A 16,813-nucleotide genomic window follows, 5' to 3' on the forward strand; every position below is an offset into this window, starting at 1 on the left:
CCATCGGTTGGTTCGGGCGGCTGCGCGAGTCCGCGTATTGGACGTTGCGAGTATCGGACGTCGCGAATTTGAATTTGGCGCAAGCACAAATGAAAAAGGCCCGGCGCAATCGCCAGGCCTTGATCAATTTGGTTGCGGGGGCAGGATTTGAACCTACGACCTTCGGGTTATGAGCCCGACGAGCTGCCAGACTGCTCCACCCCGCGTCTGAGAAAAGAATATTAACCTTATTTTCACCCTAACGCAAGTTAGCCCCTTTTTATTGAATTTGAATGTCGATGAACGATAGCGAGGCGATACTCGTGCTGGAAACCGCGCTGCTATGCGCGGTGCAGCCGATGCAACTGTCCGAAATGCGCAAGCTGTTCGGTGACGATGAACAATTCGACAACAGTGCGCTGCGCACGTTGCTGGAAACCCTGCAGGCCAATTGGGCCGATGGCGGCCTGGAACTCGTGCAGCTGGCCACGGGCTGGCGGTTCCAGAGCCGTCCGCACATGCAGCGCTACCTGGAACGGCTGAATCCTGAAAAGCCGCCCAAGTATTCACGCGCGGTGATGGAAACGCTGGCCATCGTGGCCTGGCGCCAGCCGGTCACCCGCGGCGACATCGAAGACATCCGCGGCGTCACGGTGTCGTCCAACATCGTCAAGGCGCTGGAAGACCGTGGCTGGATCGAAGTGATCGGCCATCGCGACGCGCCGGGCCGGCCGGCTTTGTTCGGCACCACCCGACAATTTCTCGATGATCTGGGCCTGCGCGCCCTGGATGAACTGCCGGCGCTGGAATCCGCCCATGCGGCGGCGGCCCTGGCCGGCCTGGACCTGGGCGAAGTGCAGCAATTGGCTGAAGCCGCCGAGGCCGAGGCGCAGGGTGAAATGGCTGCCGTGGAAGGCGAAGCGGCGGCAGGGGGCGACGCGGTCGATACCGACGCACAAGGGAGTATCCCGGTTGCGGAATTGTCTGTTTCGGACGACGATGCAACCACAGGCACGGGCGATAGCGTAGAATCCCCGCTTTCGCGCCCAGAAGAAGACGCGATTCCCGCAGACGATTCCACCGTCCGGGCGCAAGCCGAAAGCTTGCCCGATGCGCCATCCGTGGGCATCGAGGATGCCGGGCGCTTCGATCAAGCCGAGGCGCCGGGCGTGGATGCCGCCCAAGAGGCGCATGGCGGGTTGTCCGAAAATCCTGCTGATACTGACAGTTCCAACGCGGCTGCCGACTCAGGCGCCGAGAATGAGCTTGTCGACCACGCGGAAAGCGCGAAACCGACCGAACCGATAGACAAGGCCGAACCCCTGGCGCCTGGCGCCGACGCGTTCGAGCCTGATACCGGCTCCGCCACGGCGGAGCCTGCCGAGCCGGATTCCGATCAGCCCGAGGCTGAGCGCGAACCGGCGTCCCCAGATGATGATGCGCCTGCCACCGGCAGGCCTACCCAAGTTTGAAATTCGGAGCTGTCCCAGTGACAACGAATACAGCAATGCAGGACGACAATCCCCGTCCGGATGACGCCGTTTCCAACGGTCAGCCGGACGCCTCCGCCACCCGCGAGCCGGCCGCCGAAGGCGAAGCCCGCGGCCGTGGCCGCAAGCTGCGCACGCCGTTTCGCCGCCGTCGTGGCGATGCCCCTGCCGCCGAGCAGGCGCCCGCCGCTGCCGATGCGCAGGCCCCCGCGGCCAGCGTCGCCGATACGGCCGATACCCGTGGCGGCGAGCAGGAAGCCGAGCAGGCGTTGTCGTACCTGGATACCGCCGACCGCATGGAGCAGCGGCTGGGCAAGTACCTGAACAGCGACGTTGTCATGCCCAAGCTGCACAAGGTGCTGGCCGACGCCGGCATCGGCTCGCGCCGCGAAATGGAAGAGCTGATCGTTGCCGGCCGCGTATCGGTCAATGGCGAGCCCGCCCATATCGGCCAGCGCGTGGCCCCGAACGACCAGGTCCGCGTCAATGGCAAGCCCATCATGCGGACCAACACCAAGAAGCCCCCGCGCGTGATCCTGTATCACAAGCCCTCCGGCGAAATCGTCAGCCACGACGATCCGGGCGGCCGTGCCAGCGTGTTCGCGCGTCTGCCCAAGCTGCGTACCGGCAAGTGGTTGTCGGTGGGGCGGCTGGATCTGAACACCGAGGGCCTCCTGATTTTCACCACCTCGGGCGACATGGCCAACCGGATCATGCATCCGCGCTATGGCACCGAACGCGAGTACGCCGTACGCGTGCTGGGTGAAATGGACGAAGCCCAGCGCCAGTCGCTGGTCGACGGCATCGAGCTGGAAGACGGCGTGGCCGCTTTCGGCGCGCTGGACTACCTGGGCGGCGACGGCAGCAATCGCTGGTACCGCGTGACCCTGCAGGAAGGCCGCAATCGCGAAGTGCGCCGCATGTTCGAGGCGGTCGGCGTCACTGTCAGCCGCCTGATCCGCACCCGTTTTGGTGACGTGGTGCTGCCGCGCACGCTGCGCCGTGGTCGCTGGGAAGAATTGGACGCCTCACTGGTCACCGCCCTGATGGTGCAGCTGGGATTGTTGCGTGAAGACGACGATGCCGGTGGCAACCGTCGCCGGTCCAAGCAGCCGCAGTCGCATGACAGCGCCTTGCCCCCGGGCTTTGGCACGCTGGACCGCAACGGCATGAACGGCGCCCGCATCGGCCGCCGTGGCAAGATCCAGGGCGGCCGCGTAGGCAGTGCCGGCCAGGCGGCGGCGTGTCCGTCGGATCCCTTCGGTACCGGCCTGATGATCGCCGGCGGTTACGCGAATGGCCATCCGCTGGCTGGCGAGGCCAATGGCAATGGTAATGGCAACGGCAATCGCAAGGGCGGCAAGCCCGTCGGCGGCCGGGGCGCCGGGGCCGCTGGCGGCAAGCCGGGCGGCCGTAGCGGCGGCAAGGCGGGTGGCAAGCCGCGCGGTCCGCGCGCGGCGGCTGCCAACGGACCGGTGGCCAATACGGCCGCGGGCAATGTGGCCGAGGCGCCGGCAGGCGCGGGTCGCAAGCCGGCGGGGGGCAAGCCCGGCGGCAAGCCGGCGGGCGCGCGTGGCGGTAATGCCGGCCGGGGCGCCAAGCCTGCGGGTGCGGGCCGTGGTGGCAACAAGGCCGAGGGCTCGCGTGCGGGCGGCGGCAACAACAAGGGTCCGGGTGCCGGCGGCAAGCCGCGGGCCCCGCGCAATGCGTCGTCCTCGCCGCGTGGCGACGACTGGCAACCGCGTGGCGCGTCGGCCCACGAATCGCGCCTGGGCGTGATGAGCGGCCGGGGCGGAAGAGGGCGCTGAGCCGCCTGCCGGGCGGCGCCGGGGTGGCGTCGCCTGTCGGATGTGTCCCACATAAACGTAAGCCCGTGACGAATCAGGCGTTTTTCCAGTTTATCTGGTAAAATCAATGGTTTTCATGGCTTCGCGTTCTTGCTTTCGCGCCTTGGCTTTAGGCCGCGGAAGGGTTGCGTGGGGCGGGCTGGTGCGCCGCAGTGGCGGTGCAAGCCGAAATTTAGGTCGCAATATAGGGCACTGCCCAGCATTGCTCCTTACGTGCAGTAAGGGTGGCGGCTGGGCGTTGTGCAATACGGTGGGCTGGGCGTGCAGCCCATTTTTTTTGAGTATATGGCTGATTTATTCGCATTGACCGAAGAAGCGCTTGCCGGCATGGATGTCGAACTCGTCGACGTCGAGCGTGCCGCGCTGGGCCTATTGCGCGTCACGATCGATCGGGTCGGCGGTGTGCGCATCGAAGACTGCGAGCAGGTGTCCCGCCAATTGTCGCGGGTGTACGAGGTCGAGAACATCGACTACAAGCGGCTGGAAGTCGGTTCGCCGGGCATTGACCGCCCGTTGCGCAACGAGACCGAATTCCGCCGTTTCGCAGGCGAACGCATCGAGATCAAGCTGCGCGAGGCATTGGACGGGCGCAAGGTCTTTTCCGGCACGTTGACCGTGCCCGAAGACACGCCCGCAGCCCCGGATGCCGCGGCTGGAATGCACAAGACCGTGTTCGGTCTCGAATTTGAGGCAAAAAAGAACGAAGTCCAGGTGTTGAATTTCACGGTCGATGATATCGAGCGTGCAAAACTGGATCCCGTTCTGGATTTCAAGGGCAAAAAGCGATGAGTCGCGAAATTCTTCTGTTGGTCGATGCCTTGGCGCGTGAAAAGAACGTCACGCGTGATGTCGTGTTCGGAGCGCTTGAAAGCGCGCTGGCCTCGGCCATGAAAAAGCGCTTCAAGGATGATGCGGACATTCGTGTTGCCATCGATCGTGAAACCGGTGACCACGAAGGTTTCCGCCGCTGGCTGGTGGTGCCGGACGAGGCCGGCCTGCAAGAACCCGACAAGCAGGAAATGCTGTCGGACGCGGTCGAGATCGTGCCTGGCATCAAGGAAGGCGAATACATCGAAGAGCCGCTCGAGCCCATCGAATTCGGCCGCATCGGCGCCCAGGCTGCCAAGCAGGCGATCCTGCAGAAGATCCGCGACGCCGAGCGCGAACAGGTGCTGAACGACTTCCTGGACCGTGGCGAAACCATCGTGTCCGGCACGATCAAGCGCATGGACAAGGGCGACGCCATCATCGAAACGGGCAAGATCGAAGCGCGCCTGCCGCGTTCCGAAATGATCCCGAAGGAAAACCTGCGGGTCGCCGACCGTGTCCGCGCTTTCGTGTTGCGCGTCGACCACGCGGCTCGCGGGCAGCAGGTGATCCTGTCGCGCACCTCGCCCGAGTTCATCCGCCAGCTGTTCGAGAACGAAGTGCCCGAGATCGAGCAGGGCCTGCTCGAGATCAAGGCGGCTGCCCGTGACGCCGGCGTGCGTGCGAAGATCGCCGTGGTGGCATACGATAAGCGTATCGACCCGATCGGCACCTGCGTCGGCATGCGCGGTTCGCGCGTGACCGCCGTGCGCAACGAGCTGGGTGGCGAACAGGTCGATATCGTGCTGTGGTCCGAAGACCCCGCGCAGTTCGTCATCGGTGCCCTGGCGCCCGCCAACGTCGAATCCATCGTGGTGGACGAAGACAAGCACGCGATGGACGTCGTGGTCGACGAAGAAAACCTGCCCAAGGCCATCGGCGCCAAGGGCCAGAACGTGCGCCTGGCTTCCGAGCTGACCGGCTGGCAGATCAACATCATGACGCCGGAAGAAAGCCTGAACCGCCAGGAAGTCGAGCGTTCGGGCCTGCGCGCCACGTTCATGAACAAGCTGGACGTCGATGAGGAAGTCGCCGACATCCTGATCGACGAAGGTTTTACCGGTATCGAGGAAATTGCCTACGTGCCCATGCAGGAACTGCTGGAAATCGAGGCGTTTGACGAAGACACCATCAACGAGTTGCGCGCCCGTGCCCGCAATGCGCTCCTGACCGAGGCCATCGCCCAGGAAGAGCGTCTTGAAACGGCACAGGATTTGCTGGAACTCGAAGGCATGACGCAGGAACTGGCCGCCAAGCTGGCCGAGCGTCAAGTGCATACGCGTGATGATCTGGCCGAATTGGCAACGGACGAGCTGGCGGAAATCGCCGGCCTGACCGAGCAGGAAGCCAGCGACCTCATCATGCGTGCCCGCGCCCATTGGTTCGACGAAGAATAACCATAAGGACACGGGTCTGCGGCGGGTGCCGTCATGTCCGCCGCAAGTTCACGTTGTTTGTAATAGCTGCATATAGGGAAGAGAGAGCCTAATGTCGAGTAACACCGTCGCCCAGTTCGCTACCGAGCTGAAAATGCCTGCCAATGTGCTGCTGGATCAGCTGCGCTCGGCTGGCGTTGACCTCAAATCGGTTGACGATTCCGTCACCGACAGCGACAAGGCGAAATTGCTCGAATCGCTGCGTCGCGCTCATGGCGCGACCGAAGGCAAGAAGATCACCCTGACGCGTCGCCAGACCTCCGAGATCCGGCAGGCGGATGCCACCGGCCGCTCGCGCACCATCCAGGTCGAGGTTCGCAAGAAGCGCGTGTTCGTCAAGCGTGATCCCTCCGAAATCGCCCTGGAGCAGGCCGCAGGCGCTCGCGCCGAAGACGAAGCGGCCGTCGAAGAATCGCAGCAGGTGTCCGCGCCGGCCGTGACCGAGGCGCCCGCCCCGGTCGAGCCGCGCGATACCGCGCCCGTCCAGGCAGAGGCTGCGGCCCCGGCTGCGGCGGAAACGCCCGCTGCTGTTGAAGCGCCCGCGCCGGTTGAAGCGCCCGCGCCTGTTGAATCCGTCGCGGCCGAAGTGCCCGCCCCCGTCGAGGCGCAAGCCCCCGAAGTCCAGGCCCAGCCTGAACCGGAACCGACGCCGGCGCCCGCTCCTGCCGAGCCCGTGGCCGAAGTGGCCAAGCCCGAAGTCAAGACTGAAACCACCGAGCCCAAGGCTGAAGAAGCCAAGCCGGAACCCGTTGTGCTAGCGAATACGTCCGAACCATCTTCCCCCCAGGCCGCCGCGCCTGTCGCCCAGGCTCAGCCTGCCGCGAAGTCCGAATCCGTCAAATCCGCCGCCAAGCCGGTCGAAGCCGCTGCGCCCGCCGCCAGGGTGGGTAACCGCGCCGACAACCGCCGCGCCGGTCCTCCGCTTGCTGCCTCCGCCACCGGCGCTGGCCGCGACGAAGCCCGCCGTGCCGCCGAGGCCGAAGCTGCCGCGCTGCGCGAGATGCTGAACCGTCCCCGCAAGGTGCTGCGTGCGCCGGAACCCGAAGCGCCCGCCGCCGCGCCCGCCGCCCCGATTTCGGGCACGCTGCACAAGCCGGCCGGCAAGCCCGGCGCCGCGCCCGGCGCCAAGAAGGACGCCAAGCCCGCCGCTCCCGGCAGCAAGAAGACCATCAAGACGGCCGAAGTGGCCTCGACCTGGTCCGACGACGCCTCGCGCAAGAAGCCGGCCGACAAGCCGGCGGCGCCTGCCAGCCGTGACGGCTGGCGTGCGGGCGGCAAGGGCGGTGGCAAGAGTGGCGGCCGCGGTGGCCGCAACCAGCAGAACGACCGTCGCAACGAGCCGGCGCCGCAGGAATTCATTGCACGTGAAGTCCACGTGCCGGAAACCATCAGCGTGGCCGACCTGGCCCACAAGATGTCCGTCAAGGCCGCCGAAGTCATCAAGCAACTGATGAAGCTGGGCCAGATGGTCACCATCAACCAGGTGCTGGACCAGGAAACGGCCATGATCGTGGTCGAGGAACTGGGCCACGTGGCTATCGCCGCCAAGCTCGACGACCCGGAAGCCTTCCTGGACGAAACCGCCAGCGTGTCCGAAGCCGAACAGCTGCCGCGCGCGCCGGTCGTGACCGTCATGGGTCACGTCGACCACGGCAAGACCTCGCTGCTGGACTACATCCGCCGCGCCAAGGTTGCCGCGGGCGAAGCCGGCGGCATTACGCAGCACATCGGCGCCTACCACGTTCAGACCGAACGCGGCATGGTGACCTTCCTTGACACCCCGGGCCACGAGGCGTTCACCGCCATGCGGGCCCGCGGCGCCAAGGCCACCGACATCGTCATCCTGGTGGTGGCTGCCGACGACGGCGTGATGCCGCAGACGCGCGAAGCCATCCACCACGCCAAGGCTGCCGGCGTGCCCATGGTCGTGGCAATCACCAAGATCGACAAGCCCTCGGCCAACCCCGACCGCGTCAAGCAGGAACTGGTTGCCGAACAAGTGGTGCCGGAAGAATACGGCGGCGACGTGCCGTTCGTGGGCGTGTCCGCCAAGAGCGGCGAGGGCATCGATGCCCTGCTCGAAAACGTGCTGCTGCAAGCCGAAGTGCTGGAACTGAAGGCGCCCGAAGACGCGCCCGCCAAGGGCCTGGTCATCGAAGCCCGCCTGGACAAGGGCCGCGGCCCGGTCGCCACGATCCTGGTGCAGAGCGGCACGCTCAAGCGCGGCGACGTGGTGCTGGCCGGCGCAAGCTTTGGCCGCGTGCGCGCCATGCTGGACGAAAACGGCAAGCCGATCCAATCGGCCGGTCCGTCCATCCCCGTCGAAATCCAGGGCCTGACCGAAGTGCCGGCCGCGGGTGACGAATTGATGGCGCTGTCCGACGAGCGCAAGGCGCGCGAAATCGCGCTGTTCCGCCAAGGCAAGTTCCGCGACGTCAAGCTGGCCCGCCAACAGGCTGCCAAGCTCGAGTCCATGTTCGACAACCTGGGCGAAGGCACGCAGACCCTCACGCTTATCGTCAAGACCGACGTGCAGGGTTCGCAGGAAGCGCTGGTGCAGTCGCTGGTCAAGCTGTCGACCGACGAAGTCCGGGTGCAAGTGGTGCACGCGGCCGTGGGTGGCATCTCGGAAACCGACATCAACCTGGCCATCGCCTCGAACGCGGTCGTCATCGGCTTCAACGTGCGTGCCGAAGCCAGCGCCAAGAAGCTGGCCGAGAACAACGGCATCGACGTGCGCTACTACAACATCATCTATGACGCCGTGGATGAAGTGAAGGCAGCCATGTCGGGCATGCTGGCGCCCGAGAAGAAAGAAGAGATCATCGGCCTGGTCGAGATCCGCGAGGTCTACAGCATCTCGCGTCTCGGCAACATCGCCGGTTGTATGGTGCTCGATGGCATCGTGCGCCGCGATTCCCAGGTACGCCTGCTGCGCAACAACGTGGTTCACTGGACGGGGCATCTCGAATCGCTGCGCCGCTTCAAGGACGACGTCAAGGAAGTCAAGTCGGGCTTCGATTGCGGTCTTACGCTGCGCGGCAACAACGACATCCAGGTGGGCGACCAGCTGGAAGTCTTTGAAATCAAGGAAATCGCGCGTACGCTGTAAAGCGTCGCGAGGCATTATTGCTAATGAGCCGTCACAAGTCCAAAGCCATCCCCGGTCGCAATCTGCGGCTGGCCGACCAGATCCAGAAGGATCTGGCCGGGATCATCCAGCGCGAGATCGATACGACTCGCGCGGGACTGATCACGCTCTCTGGTGTGGAACTGTCGACCGACTACGCGCATGCCAAGGTGTATTTCACGGTTTTGGGCGCCGAGCCTGAAGCCGCGACCACCTTGCTGAACGAGAAGGCCGGCTGGCTGCACTCCCAGCTGTACAAGCTGCTGCACATTCACACTGTCCCCACTTTGCGCTTCTTCCACGACGAGCAGATCGCCCGTGGCATCGAGATGTCGATCCTCATCGACCGCGCAAACCGGCCCGGCCCGCACTCGGGCGTGCCCGACGAACCTGAAGACCAGTCCTGATCGGGCTGTCGTCACTGCTTTAATTTCCGGATTCCGACGATGGCTAAACGACGCGGGCTTGCGCTCGACGGTGTGCTGTTGCTCGACAAACCCGTAGGTTTGTCGAGCAACCACGCCTTGCAGCGCGCAAAACGTGCCATGGATGCGGCGAAAGCCGGCCATACCGGTACCCTGGACCCCTTTGCCACCGGCCTGCTGGTGTGCTGCATGGGCCGGGCGACCAAGATTTCCGGCGCGATGCTCAACGCCGACAAGGCGTATCGCGCTACGCTTCAATTTGGCGAAGAAACCGATTCCGGCGACCTGACCGGCAACGTGGTGTCCACCGCCGAGCCTGGCTTCGTGGTTGACGAACAGGCCCTGCGCGAAGCGCTGTCACGTTTCTCGGGCACGATCGAGCAGATTCCGCCCATGTATTCGGCGCTCAAGCGCGACGGCAAGCCGCTGTACGAATACGCCCGGGCCGGCATCGAGCTGGAGCGGCCGCCGCGACAGATTACGATTTACCGCATCGAGCTGCTGTCCCTGAACGGGACGCAGGCAGAGATCGATGTGGCTTGCAGTAAAGGCACATACATCCGGACGCTGGCCCAGGACATCGGGCGCGCGCTGGGCTGTTACGCCCACCTGGCGGCGCTGCGGCGCACGCACGTCGGGCCTTTTTCTCTGGAACGCGCCGTTGCGCTGGATGCCTTGCAGGCGATGCCAGACCCCAAGCAGGCATTGCTTGCACTGAACGAATTGCCGGAGGGCTTGCTGCCTTCCACCCTGACCTTAAAGGACTCGCTATGACTCGCGCCTTGCGCAACGTCGCCATCATCGCCCACGTGGACCACGGTAAAACCACCCTGGTCGACCAGCTGCTGCGCCAATCCGGCACCTTCCGCGAAAACCAGGCGCTGACCGAACGGGTCATGGACTCGAACGATCTGGAAAAAGAACGCGGCATCACGATTCTGGCCAAGAACTGTGCCGTTGAATACGAAGGCACGCACATCAACATCGTCGACACCCCGGGACACGCGGACTTCGGCGGCGAAGTCGAACGCGTGCTGTCCATGGTTGACGGCGTGCTGCTGCTGGTCGACGCCGTTGAAGGCCCGATGCCGCAGACCATCTTCGTGACCCGCAAGGCGCTGGCCCTGGGCCTGAAGCCGATCGTCGTGGTCAACAAGGTGGACCGCCCGGGCGCCCGTACCGACTTCGTCATCAACGCCACGTTCGACCTGTTCGACAAGCTGGGCGCCACCGAAGAGCAGCTGGACTTCCCGGTGGTGTACGCCTCGGGCCTGTCGGGCTACGCCGGCCTGACCCCGGACGTGCGCGAGGGCAACATGCGCCCGCTGTTCGAAGCCATTCTCGAACACGTGCCGCAGCGCGACGACGATCCCAACGGTCCGCTGCAGATGCAGATCATCTCGCTGGACTACAACAGCTACGTCGGCAAGATCGGCGTGGGCCGCATCAACCGTGGCCGTATGCGCCCCGGCATGGACGTGGCCTACAAGTTCGGCCCCGAAGGCCAGGGCGGCCGCGGCCGCATCAACCAGGTCCTGAAGTTCCACGGCCTGGAGCGCATCGTGGTCGATGAAGCCGAAGCCGGCGACATCGTGCTGATCAACGGCATCGAAGAACTGGGCATCGGCTGCACGGTCACCGACGCCGCCACGCAAGACGCGCTGCCGATGCTGCGCATCGACGAACCGACCCTGACCATGAACTTCATGGTGAACACGTCGCCGCTGGCCGGCCGCGAAGGCAAGTTCGTCACCAGCCGCCAGCTGCGTGACCGCCTGGACCGCGAACTGAAGTCCAACGTGGCGCTGCGTGTGCGCGACACGGGCGACGACACGGTGTTCGAAGTGTCGGGCCGCGGTGAACTGCACCTGACGATCCTGCTGGAAACGATGCGCCGCGAAGGCTACGAGCTGGCCGTGTCGCGTCCGCGCGTGGTGTTCAAGGACATCGACGGCGTGAAGTGCGAGCCGTTCGAATCGCTGACCATCGACGTCGAAGACGCCCACCAGGGCGGCGTGATGGAAGAGCTGGGCCGCCGCAAGGGCGACCTGCAGGACATGCAGCCGGACGGCCGTGGCCGCACCCGCCTGGAATACCTGATTCCGGCCCGTGGGCTGATCGGCTTCCAGAACGAGTTCCTGACGCTGACGCGCGGCACGGGCCTGATGAGCCACATCTTCCACGAATACGCGCCCGTCAAGGAAGGCTCGATCGGCGAGCGCCGCAACGGCGTGCTGATCAGCCAGGATCACGGCGACGCCGTGGCCTACGCCCTGTGGAAGCTGCAGGATCGCGGCCGCATGTTCGTCAATCCGGGCGATGCGCTGTACGAAGGCATGATCATCGGCATCCACAGCCGCGACAACGACCTGGTCGTGAACCCCATCAAGGGCAAGCAGCTGACCAACGTGCGCGCTTCGGGTACCGACGAAGCCGTGCGCCTGGTTCCGCCGATCCAGATGTCGCTGGAATACGCCGTGGAGTTCATCGACGACGACGAACTGGTCGAAATCACGCCCAAGTCGATCCGTCTGCGCAAGCGCTACCTGCTCGAAAACGAGCGCAAGCGCGCCGCACGCGAATCCGCCGTCTAAGCGCCAGGCGGGGCATCGCCCCGCTTGGCAAGGCAGCAAAAAGGCCGTACGCCCCAAGGATGTACGGCCTTTTTTTTACGACCCGACAGGGTGCGGCGGGATCACTTTGCCTTCGGCTCAGGCATGCTGATGGCGATATTCCTGCGTCTTGCCGCCGTAGCCATACGCCGCCGCGCGGGCATCGATCACGTGCACGTACGAGCACTCGTGCAGCTCGCCCAGGATCTCTCTGAATGCCGCGTAGATTTCCTGGATGAAGCGTGCCTTTTCTGCCTTGGTGTTGGTTTCGTCGGTGACGCTGATGTCCAGGTGAAAGGCGTTCTTGCCCAGTTCCGACAGCGGTTGGCCGCCGATGAACCAGAGGTCATGCGGGATGTGCTGCAGGGTGATGGCGATGACCGGCAGCTTCTTGCCCAGGACTGTCTGGGTCAGGCCGGCGACGGCGTCGACGATGCGGCGGTTGACGTGGGCATCGGACTGGCCGGAAACGTGAATGACGATGTGAGGCATGGAAGGCTCCGTGGGTGAGGGTATGGCGCCAGTGTAGGAAGCGGATTGACATCGGAAAAGCGGGAATTTACGATTTCAGCCATCGAATAAACCGTTGGATGGGCTATGTCTGGATTCGACCTGGACCAATTGCGTACCCTGGTGGCCGTGCTGGATGCGGGCAGCCTGACGGCGGCGGCGCCCAAGGTGTTCCTGTCGCAATCGTCGGTGAGCGAGCAGATGCGCAAGCTGGAGGAACGCGCCGGGCAGGCGCTGCTGATCCGCGGCAAGTCGGGCGTGTCCGCCACGCCGGCCGGTGAGCGGCTGCTGGCGCATGCGCGCGCGATTCTGGCGCTGAGCGAAGAGGCTTACCGCGACCTGCGCGGCGTGGCGTTGCAGGGCGAACTGCGCCTGTGCATCACCGACTACTTTCGCCCGGGTGATGTGGCGGGCATGCTGCGGCGCTTGAACGAGCAGTATCCGCAGGTGCGCATGCACGTCACCATCATGAAAAGCGGCGCGATCGAATCGGCCTATGAGCGCGGCGAGATCGACGTGGGTATCTCGATGGTCATCCTGGAACGCGGCGCAGGTAAAGGCCGCCCGCAAGGGCCGGTGCTGCGGCGCGAGTCGCTCTTGTGGATGGCGGCAGATGGCACCCAGGCAACGCGCGGGGCGTTGCCGCTGTTGGCGCTGCCGGAAACGTGCGCGCTGCGCCAATATGCCGAGCGCCTGCTGTCGCGGCGCAGCGTACCGTATGCGGTGGCGCACGTGGCGTCTGGCGTGGCGGGCCTGCAACTGGCGATTGCGGCGGGGCTGGGCGTGGCCTGCCTGAACGAGTCGGCGTTGGCGCCAGGCATCACCCGCGCGCAGTGGCCGGGTCTGCCGCCGCTGCCCGAGGTTGAATTCCGCCTGCTGCCGCCACGGCCGGGCGAAGACCGTTTCATCGAGCTGGCGCGCGAGGCCATCGTGCGGGCGATGCGCTGATATCGGCTAGGGGCGGGGCGCCGCCATCAGCCAGTCCAGGAACTCCCGGCCGGGCCCGTCTTCGCGCACGACGGCGCCGATGGGCTGGAAGGCGCCGGGCGAATCGATTCGTATGCGCTGGAAGTGGCCATGGCGCAGGTACCAGTCGGCAAGCGTCAGCGGCACCATGGCCAGCGCCTGCTGCGCCTGCATCACGGCGATCAGCAAGGGCATGGGCGGCGCGGCGCTGGCCAGCCGGCACAGTCGGGGAACGATGCCGGCGCGCTCGAAAAAGGCGCTGAAGACGGCGTGGATCGCCAGCTCGGGGCGTGGTTCGATCCACAACTGCGAGGCGACCTGGGCGAGCGTGGGCGGGGTAGGGCCGGCCAGCAGCGGATGGCCTTTGGTGCCGACGATGACAGCCGCATCCTGCTGCAACGGCACGAATTCCAGGCCGGCGGGCATGGCCTCCGGGCGCCGGCACAGCAGCATGTCCAGGTTGCCGGCGGCCGCCAGTGGCAGCAGTTGTTCGCGGCTGCCTTCCTGGACTTCCACGTGCAGGTCGGGGTGGGCCAGCATGTAGGCCGGCAGGCGCTCGGCCAGCAGGCCGCCGCTGGCGGCGGGAATGGCGCCCAGGCGCAGGCTGCCCGCGGCGCCGTCGCGCAGCGCCGCAACCGAATTGGTGGACGCCCGCAGCGTAGTGAGCATGCCGCGCGCGCATTCCGCCATCAACTGACCGCTGCGAGTGGTGCGCATGCCGCGGGCGTGGCGTTCGAACAGGCTGACGCCCAGCAGGGCTTCGATATCGGCCAGGGCGTGGGTGGCGGCCGGTTGGCTCATGCCGATCTGGGCCGCGGCCTGCTGCACGCTGCCCAGGTCCGCCACGCCCGCCAGCAGTTGCAGGTGGCGCAGGCGGCCCTTGGCCAAGAGGCGGGACAGCAGGGTGGCGGGAGCGACGTCCATGGCAGGGGCAGGGGTGTTTTAGCTATTCAAAATTCGAATATATAGACGCATTAATGTATTTGAAATAAGGATATGCCCTGCCCAGAATGACGTTTCCACGTGATCACGCCCAGGAGGGGCTGTTCCATGACGTTCCGCCTATTGCATGCTGTCGTCTGTGCCGTCGCCGCCGGCGTTTCTTCCGGGGCCCTGGCCGCGGGCGCCTATCCCACCCAGCCGGTGCGCCTGATCGTGCCATTCGCCCCCGGTGGCTCGACCGACGTGTTGGCGCGAGCAGTGGCCGACGGCCTGCGCAAGGAACTGGGCCAGAGCGTGGTGGTGGAAAACCGCGCCGGCGCTGGCGGGCTGATCGGCACCGAGGCCGTGGCGCGAGCCGAGCCGGATGGCTACACGCTGGGTATGGCCACGGTCAGCACGATGGCCGTGAACCCGCTGCTGTACGGCACCAGGCGGGTGGATCCGGCGACCCAGCTGACGCCGGTGGGCGCCGTGGCGACCGTGCCGGTGGTGTGGATGGTGAACCCGGCGTTTCCGGCGAATGATTTCGCGCAGTTCCTGGCCGAGCTGCGGGCCCATCCGGGCAAGTATTCGTTTGGGTCGCCCGGCGTCGGTTCGCTGGGCCATTTGAACTTGGCCGCCATGAATGCCGACCTGAAGGTTGAGGTGCTGCACGTGCCGTATCGCGGCATGGGGCCGGCGCTGACCGCGGCCGTGGGCGGCGAGGTGCAGGTGCAGCAGGACCAGTACGCCTCGGCGCAGTCGCTGATCAAGGCGGGCAAGTTGCGCCCGATCGCCGTGTCGGCGCCCACACGGCTGGCCGGCCTGCCGCAATTGCCGACGCTGGCCGAATTGGGTTATCCGCAATTGAACGCGCTGGGCCAGACCTGGTTTGGCCTGGTCGCGCCGGCCGGCACGCCGGATGCGGTGGTGCAGGCCGTCAATGGCGCGGCGCAGCGTGCGCTGGCGGACCCGGCGCTGGTGCAGCGCCTGGCGGCCCTGGGCGCCGAGCCGCTGACCGGTACGCCGCAGGCCTTTGGCGAACGCATCGCGCAGACGCTGGCCGCCAACCGAAAAATCATTGAAACTGCCGGCATCAAGCTGGACGAGTAAACGGTTTTACGCCGCCCGCGAAAGCGGGGGTAGACCCTATAGACCCGCCACTGGAGACGCGATGGGAGCCATCGACAAACTTGCGCCGTTCATCGACGCGCGCAGCGAACGCTATGCGGAACTGAGCGACCGCATCTGGAGCCTGGCCGAACTGCGCTACGACGAGCACAAATCGGCCGAACTGCACATCGCCATGCTGCAAGACGCGGGCTTTCGCGTCACCCGCGACGCGGCCGGCATCCCCACGGCCTTCGTGGCGGAGGCGGGCAGCGGCGGCCCGGTCATCGGCATCCTGGGCGAATACGATGCGCTGTCGGGCCTGAGCCAGGAAAGCGGCGCGTTCGCCTGCCAGCCGTCGCCGGAAACGCCCAATGGCAACGGCCACGGCTGCGGCCACCATCTGCTGGGCACGGCCGCACATTTCGCCGCGGTGGCGGTCAAGGAATTCCTGCAGGACAACGGCTTGCCCGGCACCATCCGCTTCTATGGCTGTCCGGCCGAAGAGGGCGGCTCGGGCAAGACCTTCATGGCGCGCGCCGGGCTGTTCGATGACCTGGATGCGGCGCTGACGTGGCACCCGGCGTCGCACACCGGCATTTTCCATCAGTCGTCGCTGGCCAATATCCAGGCCTACTTCCGTTTTCGGGGCGTGGCGGCGCATGCGGCCAATTCGCCGCACCTGGGCCGCAGCGCGCTGGACGCGGTGGAATTGATGAACGTGGGCGTGAACTACCTGCGCGAGCACATGGTGCCCGATGCGCGGGTGCACTATGCGGTGACCAACAGCGGCGGCATCTCGCCCAACGTGGTACAGGCCCGCGCCGAGGTGCTGTACCTGGTGCGCGCCCCCATCAATTCGCAGGCGGCCGAGCTGTACGAGCGCGTCAAGAACGTGGCCCGCGGGGCGGCGCTGATGACCGGCTGCGAGCTGGAGATCGTGTTCGACAAGGCCTGCTCGAACTACATCCCGAACGGCGTGTTGAACCAGGTCATGTACGCCAACATGCAGGCGTTGCAGGGCCCGTCCTACACCGAAGGCGAGCAGCAGGCCGCGCGCAAGATGTGGGACGCCATTTCTTCGGACGATATCGACAACGCCGGCAAGAACCTGGGCGCGGTGCTGCGCAACCCGACGCCGCTGTTCAGCGGCGTGGCCCCCTACGAGCCGGGCAAGACCGAGATCAGCTACGGCTCGACCGACGTCGGCGACGTCAGCTGGGTCACGCCCACGGCGCAATGCTGGGGCGCCTGCTATGCCTACGGCACGCCGTTCCATTCGTGGCAGATGGTGGCGCAGGGCAAGCTGTCGCTGGCCCACAAGGGCATGGTGCACGCCGCGAAGATCATCGCCGCGACTGCCGCCGACCTGTATACCCGGCCGGACGCGCTGGCGCGCGCCAAGGAAGAACTGCTGGAGATGCGGCGCGGCCAACCCTATGTGTGCCCGATTCCGGCGGATGTGTTGCCGTCGTTCATGCGCAAGCAGGGGTGAACGGCGGCCCCGCAGGGGGCCGCCG

Annotated in this window: 13 protein-coding genes and 1 tRNA gene; 11 read left to right on the forward strand and 3 right to left on the reverse strand. The window is 65.8% G+C overall.

What is annotated here, in order from left to right:
• Positions 1 to 129: 129 nt before the first annotated feature.
• A tRNA-Met gene (locus ACUDP5_RS07675) sits at positions 130 to 206 on the reverse strand.
• A 66-nt stretch (positions 207 to 272) separates the two neighbouring features.
• Here ACUDP5_RS07675 and scpB point away from each other — a divergent pair.
• The 8 genes from scpB to typA all read left to right on the forward strand — a co-directional run bounded on the left by scpB (position 273) and on the right by typA (position 11,768).
• Positions 273 to 1,451 carry an SMC-Scp complex subunit ScpB gene (gene scpB / locus ACUDP5_RS07680; RefSeq protein WP_263910759.1) on the forward strand — a complete coding sequence of 393 codons (1,179 nt, stop codon included), beginning with the start codon at positions 273 to 275 and terminating at the stop codon, positions 1,449 to 1,451.
• 35 nt (positions 1,452 to 1,486) lie between these two features.
• A complete protein-coding gene (gene rluB / locus ACUDP5_RS07685; RefSeq protein ID WP_263910761.1) occupies positions 1,487 to 3,277 on the forward strand; it encodes a 23S rRNA pseudouridine(2605) synthase RluB in 1,791 nt (596 codons plus the stop codon).
• 324 nt (positions 3,278 to 3,601) lie between these two features.
• Positions 3,602 to 4,105, forward strand: coding sequence for a ribosome maturation factor RimP (gene rimP / locus ACUDP5_RS07690; protein ID WP_263910786.1), 504 nt, complete (start codon positions 3,602 to 3,604; stop codon positions 4,103 to 4,105).
• A complete protein-coding gene (gene nusA / locus ACUDP5_RS07695; protein ID WP_175193902.1) occupies positions 4,102 to 5,580 on the forward strand; it encodes a transcription termination factor NusA in 1,479 nt (492 codons plus the stop codon). The genes rimP and nusA overlap by 4 nt, the downstream gene beginning before the upstream one ends.
• Positions 5,581 to 5,671: 91 nt before the next feature.
• Positions 5,672 to 8,731 carry a translation initiation factor IF-2 gene (gene infB, locus ACUDP5_RS07700; RefSeq protein WP_263910764.1) on the forward strand — a complete coding sequence of 1,020 codons (3,060 nt, stop codon included), beginning with the start codon at positions 5,672 to 5,674 and terminating at the stop codon, positions 8,729 to 8,731.
• Positions 8,732 to 8,754: 23 nt separating this feature from the next.
• Positions 8,755 to 9,156, forward strand: coding sequence for a 30S ribosome-binding factor RbfA (gene rbfA / locus ACUDP5_RS07705; protein WP_025140228.1), 402 nt, complete (start codon positions 8,755 to 8,757; stop codon positions 9,154 to 9,156).
• A gap of 39 nt (positions 9,157 to 9,195) precedes the next feature.
• A complete protein-coding gene (gene truB / locus ACUDP5_RS07710; RefSeq protein WP_263910766.1) occupies positions 9,196 to 9,948 on the forward strand; it encodes a tRNA pseudouridine(55) synthase TruB in 753 nt (250 codons plus the stop codon).
• Positions 9,945 to 11,768 (forward strand): translational GTPase TypA, encoded by a 1,824-nt coding sequence (typA, locus tag ACUDP5_RS07715; RefSeq protein WP_175193904.1) that lies wholly within the window; start codon positions 9,945 to 9,947, stop codon positions 11,766 to 11,768. Before truB ends, typA begins: the two co-directional genes overlap by 4 nt.
• Before the next feature lie 117 nt (positions 11,769 to 11,885).
• On the opposite strand, the gene ACUDP5_RS07720 is transcribed toward typA, so the two are convergent.
• Positions 11,886 to 12,278 carry a tautomerase family protein gene (locus ACUDP5_RS07720; protein ID WP_445658487.1) on the reverse strand — a complete coding sequence of 131 codons (393 nt, stop codon included), beginning with the start codon at positions 12,276 to 12,278 and terminating at the stop codon, positions 11,886 to 11,888.
• A gap of 105 nt (positions 12,279 to 12,383) precedes the next feature.
• On the opposite strand from ACUDP5_RS07720, the gene ACUDP5_RS07725 reads away from it, so the two are divergent.
• Positions 12,384 to 13,244, forward strand: coding sequence for a LysR family transcriptional regulator (locus tag ACUDP5_RS07725; RefSeq protein ID WP_445658488.1), 861 nt, complete (start codon positions 12,384 to 12,386; stop codon positions 13,242 to 13,244).
• Positions 13,245 to 13,250: 6 nt separating this feature from the next.
• Here the strand turns inward: ACUDP5_RS07725 and ACUDP5_RS07730 are convergent, their stop codons facing one another.
• Positions 13,251 to 14,186, reverse strand: a complete 936-nt coding sequence (locus ACUDP5_RS07730; protein ID WP_263910769.1) for a LysR substrate-binding domain-containing protein — start codon at positions 14,184 to 14,186, stop codon at positions 13,251 to 13,253.
• A 126-nt stretch (positions 14,187 to 14,312) separates the two neighbouring features.
• Between ACUDP5_RS07730 and ACUDP5_RS07735 the strand changes: the two genes are divergently transcribed.
• Both ACUDP5_RS07735 and ACUDP5_RS07740 read left to right on the forward strand, forming a co-directional pair.
• On the forward strand, positions 14,313 to 15,296 hold the full coding sequence (locus ACUDP5_RS07735; protein WP_445658489.1) for a Bug family tripartite tricarboxylate transporter substrate binding protein: 984 nt from the start codon (positions 14,313 to 14,315) through the stop codon (positions 15,294 to 15,296).
• A gap of 61 nt (positions 15,297 to 15,357) precedes the next feature.
• A complete protein-coding gene (locus ACUDP5_RS07740; protein WP_445658490.1) occupies positions 15,358 to 16,788 on the forward strand; it encodes a M20 family metallopeptidase in 1,431 nt (476 codons plus the stop codon).
• The last annotated feature ends 25 nt before the right edge of the window (positions 16,789 to 16,813 follow it).

This window comes from Achromobacter sp. NCFB-sbj8-Ac1-l (assembly GCF_052695805.1).

Bases quoted from the DNA above. Each gene is read 5' to 3' on its own strand.
- scpB (WP_263910759.1), top strand. From the start codon at position 273: ATGTCGATGAACGATAGCGAGGCGATACTCGTGCTGGAAACCGCGCTG.
- rluB (WP_263910761.1), top strand. From the start codon at position 1,487: ATGCAGGACGACAATCCCCGTCCGGATGACGCCGTTTCCAACGGTCAG.
- rimP (WP_263910786.1), top strand. From the start codon at position 3,602: ATGGCTGATTTATTCGCATTGACCGAAGAAGCGCTTGCCGGCATGGAT.
- nusA (WP_175193902.1), top strand. From the start codon at position 4,102: ATGAGTCGCGAAATTCTTCTGTTGGTCGATGCCTTGGCGCGTGAAAAG.
- infB (WP_263910764.1), top strand. From the start codon at position 5,672: ATGTCGAGTAACACCGTCGCCCAGTTCGCTACCGAGCTGAAAATGCCT.
- rbfA (WP_025140228.1), top strand. From the start codon at position 8,755: ATGAGCCGTCACAAGTCCAAAGCCATCCCCGGTCGCAATCTGCGGCTG.
- truB (WP_263910766.1), top strand. From the start codon at position 9,196: ATGGCTAAACGACGCGGGCTTGCGCTCGACGGTGTGCTGTTGCTCGAC.
- typA (WP_175193904.1), top strand. From the start codon at position 9,945: ATGACTCGCGCCTTGCGCAACGTCGCCATCATCGCCCACGTGGACCAC.
- ACUDP5_RS07720 (WP_445658487.1), bottom strand. From the start codon at position 12,278: ATGCCTCACATCGTCATTCACGTTTCCGGCCAGTCCGATGCCCACGTC.
- ACUDP5_RS07725 (WP_445658488.1), top strand. From the start codon at position 12,384: ATGTCTGGATTCGACCTGGACCAATTGCGTACCCTGGTGGCCGTGCTG.
- ACUDP5_RS07730 (WP_263910769.1), bottom strand. From the start codon at position 14,186: ATGGACGTCGCTCCCGCCACCCTGCTGTCCCGCCTCTTGGCCAAGGGC.
- ACUDP5_RS07735 (WP_445658489.1), top strand. From the start codon at position 14,313: ATGACGTTCCGCCTATTGCATGCTGTCGTCTGTGCCGTCGCCGCCGGC.
- ACUDP5_RS07740 (WP_445658490.1), top strand. From the start codon at position 15,358: ATGGGAGCCATCGACAAACTTGCGCCGTTCATCGACGCGCGCAGCGAA.